Here is an 11,160-nt window from a genome sequence, read left to right as displayed (position 1 = left end):
ATCGAGCCACGGCGCCAGGACGGCTCACTTCTGTGCACAGATCGCCAAATTCGAACGGCGGCATATTCTCGAATTGCCAAGGAAAGGCGACTCAGAGTGAGCATCTCGACGGTGAGCGTGTTATCCCGCCACATTACCGACATCCCGCAGCAGTTCGGAAAAACCGCAAAGCTGGAACAGACCATCAAGGCGAACCTGAAGGGAATTGGGTATGGCGGGTGATTTATTCGAAGTAGAAGAACTGATTCGACGTGGTGTTTTGCTCATCAATGATGGCTACCGAGCAAAAAATAGTGAACTTTCGAAAGTGGGAATCCCCTTTGCTCGTGCTGGGAATATTGATGAAGGTTTTCATTTCCAAGATGCAGACAGAGTTCCTTTTGAAACCCTTGAGAAGGTTGGTTTGAAGCGAAGTAAACCTGGTGATGTTGTCTTTACATCGAAAGGGACTGTTGGTCGTTTTGCATTTGTTCGAGAAGATACCCCTGAATTTGTTTACTCGCCGCAGCTGTGTTATTGGCGCTCTGAAGATGCGTCTCGTATTAATCCTCGCTGGTTGTTTTACTGGATGCAGGGGCGCGAATTTTTCATGCAATACAAAGGTGTCGCTGGCCAGACGGATATGGCTGAATATGTCAGTTTGAGAGACCAGCGTGCAATGAAAATAACACTCCCGCCTCTCCCCGAACAGAAAGCCATCGCGCATATCCTCGGAACTATAGATGACAAAATAGAACTGAACCGGCGGATGAATGAGACGCTGGAGGGTATCGCGAGGGCGCTGTTCCAGAGCTGGTTCGTCGATTTCGACCCCGTCCGCGCCAAACTCGACGGCAGACAACCCGCCGGAATGGACGCCGAAACCGCCGCCCTGTTCCCTGGGGAGTTTCAAGACTCATCTCTCGGACTCATTCCGAAGGGATGGTGCGTTAAATCCATAGGGGAGATACTCGAATTAGCCTACGGAAAACCCCTGAAGGCGGAAGATCGAAAGAACGGTCATGTTTCCGTATATGGTGCAAATGGCCCTGTCGGCTGGCACAACGAAAGGCTTGTCCCTGGTCCTGGGATTGTTATCGGACGTAAGGGCAATCCAGGTGTTGTGACTTGGGCGCATGATGATTTTTACCCGATTGATACCACCTTCTACGTAGTGCCTACCAGTGATTGTCGAAGTTTGTATTTCTTGTATTATGCACTTTCTGCACAAGATCTTGCGAATCTCAGCGCAGACTCTGCTGTTCCGGGACTAAATCGCAACCATGCCTACATGAGCAAACAGGTAATTCCTTCGCAGGTCATACTCAAAACGTTTGATTCACAGATTTCCCCCGTCTTTGCAGCCATATACGCAAATGAAGAGCAATCCCGCACCCTTGCCGCTCTACGCGATACGCTGCTGCCAAAGCTGTTGAGCGGGGAACTGAGCGTCGCGGATGCTGTATCTCTCGTCGAGGATGTTGCCTCATGAGAAAACCGTATTCGATCAAGATATTCCTTCCTGGCGGTGATCCAGACGGAATCCGGACCATCGAGAAGTCGAACTGGAGCGGTGCTGGCATCGTCATTCCCCGCGCTCTCATGGGCGATGCGAAACAGCGCCGGGAACTGTCACGAACAGGCGTGTATATCCTGTTGGGGCCACCAGAAGACTCTGGCCTGCCTCGGATCTACGTCGGGGAAGGTGATCCGATCAAGCCTCGTCTTGAGCAGCATGCAGCGAAGAAGGACTTCTGGACCGGCTGTGTTGCGTTCACGAGTAAGGACGAGAATCTGAACAAGGCGCATGTGCAGTATCTCGAATCGCGCCTTCTCGATCTCGCCATGCGTGCGAAACGATGTCTTCTCGAAAATGGGAATGCTCCTGCGTTGCCGTCCCTGTCAGAGTCTGATGCCGCCGACGCCGAAGGGTTCCTCGGTGAGATTCTCCTCTGCTGCCCCCTGCTGGGATTGAACGTTTTCTCGGCGCCATCTGCATCACCGAAAGGCGGAAAGCTTCTGCATTTGAGCGGGAAGGGCACGGAAGCGCATGGTCTGGAAACTTCAGAGGGCTTTGCTGTGAAAGCCGGTAGCGGTGCAGCGACGGATGAAACGCCATCCTGTCATCAGTATCTTCGGGAACTCAGGTCAGCCCTTCTTACAAACGGAGTGCTTCAGAAGGTGGCTGATGGCTACGTGTTTTCCCAGGACTACGTGTTCAACTCCCCCTCCACGGCGGCAGGAGTCGTCCTGGGCCGTTCAGCCAACGGACGCCTGGAGTGGAAGTCGAAAGAAGGAAAGACCCTCAAGGAAATGCAGGTGTCGCAGGCAAACAATGACATTTCATGAATCAATGCTCACGGTGAGCCCCTTCCGAATTTGGTCCCGTATTCGAACCACCTACCCGAATTTCGGAGTCCAGCTCCCCGAATTTGCCCTTGAGCTCCCCGAATTTGGTGACAAACTCCCCGAATTTGAACAAGAAAATTGGAGGGGAGCTTCGCACAGTTGGGATGGATGCTCCGCACATTTGGAGGGGAGCTCCAAACATTTGGGGTTGAGCTCCAAACATTTGGCGAGGAGCTCCAAACATTTGAAAGGATACTCCGCACCTTGAGACAACTGTCGAGGACGCAGGAACGAGAACTTCAAGGAGAGGCAACTATCCGGAAATTCCGGATAGTTCGGTTCTCGGGAAAACGACAAGTATGAGCCAATTCAACGAAGCGATCATCGAAGAAGCGGCGCTGGCCTGGTTCCTGGAGCTGGGCTACACGGTCGTTCATGGAGTTGATATCGCTCCGGGCGGGGCGCAGGCGGAGCGTGATGCCTTCACCGATGTCGTTCTGTTGCGTCGGCTCCAGGATGCGGTTCAGCGGCTGAATCCAAAGATCCCTGACGAAGCGCGTGAAGAGGCGATACGGAAACTCCTGCGACAGGACACGCCGTCTCTCGTCGCGAACAATCGCCGGTTCCACGCGATGTTGCGAGATGGTGTCGAGGTTGAGTATAAGCGCCCCGACGGGAGCATCGCAGGAGATCGGGTCCGGCTCGTCGATTTCGTGAACCCGGTGAACAACGACTGGCTTGCGGTGAACCAGTATACCGTCGTCGAAGGCCAGAACAAGCGACGGCCTGATATAGTCGTATTTATAAACGGGTTACCTCTCGTCGTCATCGAACTGAAGAACGCCGCCGACGAGAACGCTACCATCTGGTCCGCGTATCAGCAGCTCCAGACCTACAAGGCGCAGATCGGCTCGCTGATGCACTTCAACGAACTTCTAATCGTCTCTGACGGGATGCAGGCGAGAATCGGCTCCCTCACGGCGAACCAGGAGTGGTTCAAGGTCTGGCGGACCATAGACAGCGAAGCGGCGTCGCCCATCATTTCACTGGAACTGGAAGTCCTTATACGGGGTGTCTTCGAGCAGGCTCGGTTTCTGGATTTGCTCCAGCACTTCATCGCCTTCGAAGAAGATACCGACAGCGACAAGCTGAACAAGATCATCGCCGGGTATCACCAGTTCCACGCTGTAAACGCCGCCGTTGACGAGACTATCCGTGCAAGCGGTATGACACCCCCTCCAGGCATGCGGGAAGAGGCAGGCACCTACTGGGTCGGCCCGATGCTGAACGGGAAGAAAGGCGACAGGCGGGCCGGTGTCGTCTGGCACACGCAGGGTTCGGGGAAGAGCTTCTCGATGCTGTTCTACGCGGCGAGGGTCATCCGGCATCCGATGATGCAGAATCCGACACTTGTGGTCCTGACGGACCGGAACGATCTTGATGACCAGCTGTTCGGGCAGTTCCAGCGGTGCCATGAGCTCCTGCGCCAGATGCCCGTCCAGGCGGAATCCGTCGAACATCTCCGGTCCCTGCTCAAAGTCGCCAGCGGCGGAGTCGTGTTCACGACGATCCAGAAGTTTATGCCGGAAGAACGCGGTGGGCGTGTGAACCTGCTGTCTGACCGGCAGAACATCGTCGTCATCGCCGATGAAGCGCATCGCAGTCAATACGATCTCATCGACGGCCTCGCACGAAACCTCCGGGACGCGCTTCCCAACGCTTCGTTCATCGGGTTCACGGGCACACCGATAGAGCAGACTGACGCAAACACACGCGCCATCTTTGGCGAATATATCAGTATCTATGATATCCAGCGCGCGGTGACCGACGGTGCGACGGTTCCGATCTACTACGAGAGCCGCATCGCGAAGTTGTCGTTGAACCAGTCGCTTCTTCCCCTGCTGGACGAGGAGTTCGAGGAGCTGACCGAGGGCGAGGAAGAAGAGAAGAAGCAGAAGCTCAAGTCGAAATGGGCCGCTCTCGAAGCACTGGTCGGTGATCCGAAGCGCATCGCGCTCATTGCGGAAGATATCGTTCAGCATTATGAGCGACGCCTCGAAGCGATGGACGGCAAGGCAATGATCGTCTGCATGAGCCGCCGCATCTGCGTGGACCTCCACAACGCCATTCTGAAGCTGCGCCCCAACTGGGCGAGTGCGAAGGATGACGATATCGAGGCGGAACGAAAGCAGTCCTGTGTCATGAAGATCATCATGACCGGCAGCGCCGAAGACGGCCCCGACTGGCAGCCGCATATCCGGAACAAGCTGCGACGCCGGGAGATGGCAAACCGGTTCAAGGACAGCAAAGACCCGTTCCGGATCGTCATCGTGCGTGACATGTGGCTCACCGGCTTCGACGCACCCTGCCTGCATACCATGTATGCCGACAAACCGATGCGCGGCCACGGGCTGATGCAGGCGATTGCACGCGTGAACCGGGTATTCCGGGATAAGCCGGGTGGGCTGATTGTCGATTATCTCGGCCTTGCGGACCAGCTGAAGCACGCTCTTGCAACCTACACCCAGAGCGGCGGGAAGGGGACGCCCAGCATCGATACGGCACAGGCGATATCCGTGATGCTGGAGAAGTATCATATTGCCTGCGATATCATGCACGGGTTCGACTGGACCGCCTGGACTATCGGAACACCGGCCCAGAAGATGGCCCTGCTCCCTGCTGGCCAGGAACACGTATTACAACAGGAAAACGGCAAACAGCGGTTCGTCCAGGTGGTGACAGACCTCTCGCGGGCCTTTGCTCTGTGCGCCGCATCGGATGAAGCCACGGAGATTCGTGACGACGTCGCGTTCTTCCAGGCTATCAAGGCGCAACTTGCGAAGACATCAGGTTCGCAACGGCCTCCCGAGGATCTGGACCATGCGATTCGACAGCTCGTATCCCAAGCGATTATGACCGATGAAGGCGTCATCGACGTCTTTGCCGCCGCAGGACTGAAGAAGCCCGACATCTCGATTCTGTCAGATCAGTTCCTGGCTGAAGTCCGGGGGCTGAAACACAGGAACGTCGCGGCGGAACTCCTCGCCAAGCTGTTGAAAGACGAGATCAAGGGGATTTCTGCCCGGAACATCGTCCAGGGTAGACAGTTCAGCGAGATGCTCCAGAAGGCGTTAAACGCGTATCATAACCGCGCCATTGCAACGCAGGAGATCATCGAAGAACTGATTGAACTCGCGAAGCAGATGAGCGAGGCGAAGAAGCGTGGCATTGACCTGGGGCTGAACGATGATGAAATCGCCTTTTACGACGCTCTCGCCGCGAATGAAAGCGCTGTCAGGGCGATGGGCAACGACGAACTGAAGGTGATCGCTGCCGAGCTGGTCACCCAGGTCCGCAAGAGCGTCACCATCGACTGGACGGTTCGCGAGAGCGCCCGTGCCAGAATCAAGGTCATGGTGAAGCGTATCCTGAAGAAACACGGCTACCCGCCCGACCTTCAGGAAGAAGCCACGAAAACCGTTCTCGCCCAGGCCGAACTGCTGTGCGCCGATTGGGTCGCGTGAATACTGTGAATGGCAATTCCTCTATTCAAGATGCCGTCATTTCGGTCAGGCGGAGGCGATTGTGTGTTGTGGTAAAATGTATTCGAGTTTTGATATGAGTTCGAAGTGACTGCGATGCCTTCTTTGTTCCGTTGCGCCCGTAGCTCAGCTGGATAGAGCGTCTGCCTCCGGAGCAGAAGGCCAGGGGTTCGAATCCCTTCGGGCGCGCTTTTTTATTTCCGGAACATCCGTTTCAGCATCCCGTTGCCTCGGCCCGGCGAACACCTGCGTTGAATATATATGTATATTTATTCTATGGTGTTTTGTGCGTCATCCGGGCAAGTCGGCCACCCAATCCGGGAAGTCGGCCAGTGTGTCCGGCCTACACCGGATACCTGGCTGACTTCTACCGGACAACGTGGCCGACATCAACCGGATGAACTGGCCGACATTATTGATTCCTGCAGAATGAAAGCCACCCGTTCGCCCTGAGCCTGTCGAAGGGCGAAATGAGGAATCATCGGCAAGTGACTGTTCGTGCTTCGACAAGCTCAGCACGAACGGAGACACGAAGCTGGTTTTTTTGATATGCAGGACTCAATAATCGGATAACACAAGACAGCTTCCATGCGTAACCCCCCCATTCCTGGCGGGGTTGTCCGATTGTTCGAAAAATAATTCCTATTCTGAATAAGACTTTCCGAAGCTTTTTCCGTGTAAACTGTCGTCAGAACATCTATGCAGCGCATCGTTTTTCCTGTCACAATGATTTCCGGTTTTCCGTTGTATCAAGCGAGTCTGGGAAATGATGGAGGTATCACATGAGACCCCGTGAAAAGAATCTTGGGACGACGGTGTTCGTCGCCGTGGCCCTCGTTCTTCTGAATCTCCTGTTCGTCGGATGCGGCAAGAGTGGGAAATCATCCTCTGCCGCGCCTTCGGTCGGCAAAGGGGAGTCGCGCTACCAGGTGAGTGCGATGGAAAAGACCATCGTCAGCCTCGAGCGCTCTAGCAAGATTTCCGAACTGCCCTTGCCCCCCGAATATCCTCTTCATGATGGTGACATTCTCGAGAACAAGGGCGGCAAGCCGGCTTCCATCAAGGATCTCAAGGAAGGGCACAAGTTCGCCCTCGCCCCTCAGGCCAGGGTTCAGCTGGGAGGCCAGAAGATCACGATGTTTCGCGGCAAGACCATGTTCGAATTTCGCAAGATGAATGGTGAATTCAAGATCGTCCTGCCCGGCGCCGTTCTGGGTATCCGCGGAACCCGTTTCCTGGTCGGGGTCCAGTCCGATGGGACATCGGTCGTCAAAATGTTCGAGGGTCGGCTCGAGGTCGAAAAGGACGGCAAGATCACCCCGCTCCAGGACCAGGAAACCGGGGTGATCGAGAAATCCTCCGAGGTCCAGGTCATCCCGGCGGGCGGGAAGCTGCCAGAGTTCCTCAACGAATTCCAGGATAACGACGGATCAGCCTTGCAGACCTTTTAATCACGCGACGGGATGGAGGCCCCCACGTAGTGCAGCGAAGAGCATTCACGCTCCTGGAGGTGATGATCGTTTCCGGAATCCTGGCATTGGCCGTCGGAATCGGCTTCATGAATTTCCGGAACACCTCTTCCTCTTCGACCGCCGTTGCCGGCAACCTTTCCATGCACATGGATCTTCGCCGGGCAGCCGATATTCTGACCGAAACCCTGCTTGACGGAACCGAGGTGCTCAAGCCCGTTCCCGGATCATCGCTGGGCCCCCTGGTCATTCGCGACCTCGCCAACTATACCAGCATTCTGTATCTGGAAGCCGAGCCGGAAAAACCATCCAGCCGTTCCGGAACAACATATTCCCTGGTCATGTATACCGATACCTATAATTCGAGCTATAACCCCGGCCGCAAACGACGATTGTTCGGTGGCATCCGCCGGCTGGTCTTCACGACCATCACCCCGGGATTGATCCAGGCGCATCTGACCCTCGTGGATTCCGGGGGGAAGGAACTCAGCGCCCTGATCGAAGTTCCCCTCAAGAACGTCGGGGCAGCCTATGAGTAAGTACAAGAACGGGTTCACCCTGACCGAGGTCGTGGTTTCCGTCGGCATCCTGTCGCTCGTTTTGCTGACCGTGTTCCGTCTGTTGGGCTCGAGCAATCAGCGTTTGAGCTACTCCTCCGACCTCTTTGCCGCCATCCATCTGGGCACGAAGGTCCGCGCCGATCTGGGCGAAGAGGTGCGTCTGAACCCAGCCTTTCTGGAGATGCTGCACGAATACCCTGAACTGACGGATCAGGGCGAGGTCGTCGACGGCGGCTCCTGGTATTTCCGCTGGGGAATCGACCGGAAGCCGCCTTTGGGAACCATCGATTCCCGTGACGGCCCCACGGTCACTCCGGCCGATGGAGCGCTGTATAGTGAATTGAAGCCATTCCGGATCAAGCTCGAGGCGCAGCGCCAGGAACCGCCGTCCGCCGGGCTTCCCGAAAGCCATCTGTGCGAGACGGTCATCCGGATCAACTGGGGCGACAAGGCGGGAAAGCTGCACGATTATCATCTGGCGGCGCAGGTGTTCAGTCCCAGCGCCGGGGTCATCCCCGAAGGTCTGTTTATCGACCAGGACACGCTTCTGAAGCTCATCCGCAAGAACCTCTTCCCGGCCGATGAGGGGCTCACGCTCGATCAGGCAGCAGCCGCCAACGAGTGCGATCGCGAATTGGCCTATCATGCGGGTCGGATTGCCGTGCTGATGTCGCAACTTGACCAGGCTATCGGAACGATCACGGCGGAGATCACCGAGCTCGGCAAGCAACGACGCACCCTGCTCGCCACTCCCGATGGCCGGTTGATTCCCCTGCAGATGCGGATCGCCGCCAGAACCGAGGATGGGGCGAGCCTGCTGTATAACGTCCTGGCTGAGTGCAGGGATTCCTGGGACCATGTGGCCCGGGAAACGGATCCCAACCGGCTCGGGAAGCTTCCGGTGGGATCTTACCGCCAGGGACTGAAAACGTACGCCACTCTCGGACCGCAGATCGCCGATTGGGTAAAGGAAGCCGGAGATGCCTATGAATGGCTTCTCCAAGCCGGCATGGAGCGCTTCATAACCGATCGGGAACGGGAGATCGCTGCGGGCAAACGCCTGGAGGCATACCGCCTGCTGTTGAAGCTGAGGCCGGGCGCAGCGACCTCCTTCGCCTCGTTTCTGAAGCGGGAAGGTGACCGTGTCGCCGGGAAGAATCCCCATCTCATGAAATTTTTCCAACGGGAGGAACTGTTGCGACAGCGCCCTGAGCGCTATGTGGAGGTGTTTCCAAACCTCAAGGACATCCTCCAGAGAATGACTCTGGAAATCCTGCCCAATGGAAAAAAGGTTCCCGAGCTCATCGCCAGACATCCCCAAGGAGGCCAGCCATGACTCGAGCTTACGAAAGGCGGGGGTTCCTCCTTCCCTTGATCATCCTTGCCATCCTGGCGGTAGCCCTTTTCGTGACCTTCGTCCATTCGATGAGTCAGGGGTATTCGAACCAGATTGCCCATCTGGACGAGTTTTCCCGCGCCCAGTTCATCGCCGACTCGTTACTGGCAAAAGTACAGGCTCGAATTCAGACGAAGCGATGGAAAGACCGTTTCTTCAGCAAGGCCCCGTATTATGAAACGGGCTTTTCCGATTTCGGGGGCGAGTATGAACTGTATGTCCTCGATACCCCCGGCCGTCCCTCCGAAATGGACGTCTATGCCCAGATCCGGTTTCAGCGCGCCAAACGCTTATTCTTCTGGCGATTGCGGTACGAAACCTCCATTCTTGACGCGGCGGGAAGGATCTTTCCGTTGGTGTTTACCGCGACCTCGGCGCAAACTCTCAACACCGGAACCTCTCCCATGGGAGGGTTCATCGACGACCTCCTGGCCACTCGCCGGAAGAATGCGCCGGCAGCGGCGGCCAAGGCCGCTCTCATCAAACCCATGACCTCGGCCAAGGACATGATTGCCGTGCTCGATGGGCCGACCGATCCGGGTATTCTCGATGAACCCTCTCTGGGGACGACTTTGCCACAGGGGCCCGAAACGCTCACCCCTCCACCGCCGCCCCCTCTGACCACGATCTACGAGGAAACCTTCGACGCCCCCCCCGCCGGGAATGCCGCCATTCCCGGGTTCACACCCCGGGAAACCGACGCAGGCGAGATCGTCCGCACCACCTCATCCTCTCCTCCCGGGTGTTACAAAATTTCCCGGAACAAGTACCAGGATCTTCCGATCAGCATCAGCAACCGGCTCGTCTATGAGTTCGACATCAAGATCACCCGCCCCGATTCGGGGAGCGGCAGCGGTGACACCTATATCGGTCCCTGTTTCAAGCTCGGCACCGATCGCAGTATGGGCTACAACCGCCTCAGTTTCAATCACAACGATCTGCATCTCAATTTCTGCAGTGACCAGGGTGCTCGAGGAGGTTCCAGCCAGATCGGGTTGTGGAAGTTCGACCAGTTCGCTCACATCAAGGTCGATCTGAATTTCGATGATCTGACCGGCGACATCTATGTCGATGGGGTAAAAGTCGGCGACCGGCTTTCCATCAAGCCGAAATCATTTTCTGCGACCAATCCCTGGACCGGCCAGCCGATCACCGTGACGCTGGATCATATCGAGGTCGGCGGTCACGGGAGCCCCTACCAGTCGTATATCGACAACATCCGCATCTCGAAATAACGCACAGCCGCCGAAACAAGCAGAAGCGAACGTTCGGTCGTTGCGACGGGGAAGCACATCGGCCACCCACGCGCAGCTCGTTCACCGGGAACGGCTGGACATCAGCGGATGACGTTGCGCACCAGAATCCCTTCCGTCAGGCTGAACTCGGCGTCCTGATCGTCGAGAACGCGTGCCAGATATTGCACGTAATCCTCGGTTCCGGGAGGTCGCGAAGCGGTGAATTCCAGCGCTCGCCGGGCCAGTAACACGGGTTTTTCCTGATTGTTCTTCGCCGCGTCATAATTGATCATGTGCAACGTAAGCGGATAATTAACCCCATCTTTTGTTGAGGGTTGGCGGGTGTCATCATGATCGTCATCTTCAGTTTCGAGGTGATGATCATGAAAGCGGTTAACTCGCAAAACGATGAACTCCGGCGATATTGGCAATCCCATGTATCCGCCTGGCGCAAGAGTGGCCTTTCCCGGCAGGCGTATACCAGACAGCATGGACTGTATAAAAACGCTCTTCGTTACTGGGACGGAAAATTTCCGGTTGAAACGGTCGACGCGGCTGCCTGCGGTGAACGACGGCACTTCGCAGCATTGCAGGCGGGGGGCAATACCCGTCACTCGCCTTCCGCCGAAG

9 protein-coding genes and 1 tRNA gene are annotated in these 11,160 nt (G+C 56.4%); 9 read left to right on the top strand and 1 reads right to left on the bottom strand.

Features of this window, described 5'->3' with window-relative positions; translation table 11 throughout:
- Window positions 1–96: 96 nt before the first annotated feature.
- The 9 genes from PLU72_14530 to PLU72_14490 all read left to right on the top strand — a co-directional run bounded on the left by PLU72_14530 (window position 97) and on the right by PLU72_14490 (window position 10,530).
- Window positions 97–222, top strand: coding sequence for a hypothetical protein (locus PLU72_14530; protein HOT29394.1), 126 nt, complete (start codon window positions 97–99; stop codon window positions 220–222).
- Entirely contained in the window at window positions 212–1,471 is a 1,260-nt protein-coding gene (locus tag PLU72_14525; GenBank protein HOT29393.1) for a restriction endonuclease subunit S, read from the top strand. The genes PLU72_14530 and PLU72_14525 overlap by 11 nt, the downstream gene beginning before the upstream one ends.
- Complete coding sequence (locus PLU72_14520; protein HOT29392.1) at window positions 1,468–2,328, top strand: GIY-YIG nuclease family protein; 861 nt, start codon at window positions 1,468–1,470, stop codon at window positions 2,326–2,328. Before PLU72_14525 ends, PLU72_14520 begins: the two co-directional genes overlap by 4 nt.
- A 359-nt stretch (window positions 2,329–2,687) precedes the next feature.
- Entirely contained in the window at window positions 2,688–5,852 is a 3,165-nt protein-coding gene (locus PLU72_14515; GenBank protein HOT29391.1) for a type I restriction endonuclease subunit R, read from the top strand.
- Between the two features lie 133 nt (window positions 5,853–5,985).
- A tRNA-Arg gene (locus PLU72_14510) sits at window positions 5,986–6,059 on the top strand.
- 593 nt (window positions 6,060–6,652) lie between these two features.
- Window positions 6,653–7,321 (top strand): FecR domain-containing protein, encoded by a 669-nt coding sequence (locus PLU72_14505; protein HOT29390.1) that lies wholly within the window; start codon window positions 6,653–6,655, stop codon window positions 7,319–7,321.
- A gap of 29 nt (window positions 7,322–7,350) precedes the next feature.
- On the top strand, window positions 7,351–7,878 hold the full coding sequence (locus tag PLU72_14500) for a prepilin-type N-terminal cleavage/methylation domain-containing protein (GenBank protein HOT29389.1): 528 nt from the start codon (window positions 7,351–7,353) through the stop codon (window positions 7,876–7,878).
- Window positions 7,871–9,235 carry a prepilin-type N-terminal cleavage/methylation domain-containing protein gene (locus tag PLU72_14495; GenBank protein HOT29388.1) on the top strand — a complete coding sequence of 455 codons (1,365 nt, stop codon included), beginning with the start codon at window positions 7,871–7,873 and terminating at the stop codon, window positions 9,233–9,235. Before PLU72_14500 ends, PLU72_14495 begins: the two co-directional genes overlap by 8 nt.
- Complete coding sequence (locus PLU72_14490) at window positions 9,232–10,530, top strand: hypothetical protein (protein ID HOT29387.1); 1,299 nt, start codon at window positions 9,232–9,234, stop codon at window positions 10,528–10,530. The genes PLU72_14495 and PLU72_14490 overlap by 4 nt, the downstream gene beginning before the upstream one ends.
- A gap of 101 nt (window positions 10,531–10,631) precedes the next feature.
- On the opposite strand, the gene PLU72_14485 is transcribed toward PLU72_14490, so the two are convergent.
- Window positions 10,632–11,160 (bottom strand): hypothetical protein (locus PLU72_14485; GenBank protein HOT29386.1); only part of this gene is annotated, 529 nt, incomplete at its 5' end.

The sequence above is a fragment of the Candidatus Ozemobacteraceae bacterium genome (assembly GCA_035373905.1).
Classification (GTDB): domain Bacteria; phylum Muiribacteriota; class Ozemobacteria; order Ozemobacterales; family Ozemobacteraceae; genus MWAR01.
The sequence above is the reverse complement of the archived record's forward strand: the minus strand, read 5'-3'. Positions and strand labels throughout refer to the sequence as shown.

Coding starts and splice junctions, on each gene's coding strand:
- PLU72_14525 (HOT29393.1), top strand. CDS start 212: ATGGCGGGTGATTTATTCGAAGTAGAAGAACTGATTCGACGTGGTGTT.
- PLU72_14520 (HOT29392.1), top strand. CDS start 1,468: ATGAGAAAACCGTATTCGATCAAGATATTCCTTCCTGGCGGTGATCCA.
- PLU72_14515 (HOT29391.1), top strand. CDS start 2,688: ATGAGCCAATTCAACGAAGCGATCATCGAAGAAGCGGCGCTGGCCTGG.
- PLU72_14505 (HOT29390.1), top strand. CDS start 6,653: ATGAGACCCCGTGAAAAGAATCTTGGGACGACGGTGTTCGTCGCCGTG.
- PLU72_14495 (HOT29388.1), top strand. CDS start 7,871: ATGAGTAAGTACAAGAACGGGTTCACCCTGACCGAGGTCGTGGTTTCC.
- PLU72_14490 (HOT29387.1), top strand. CDS start 9,232: ATGACTCGAGCTTACGAAAGGCGGGGGTTCCTCCTTCCCTTGATCATC.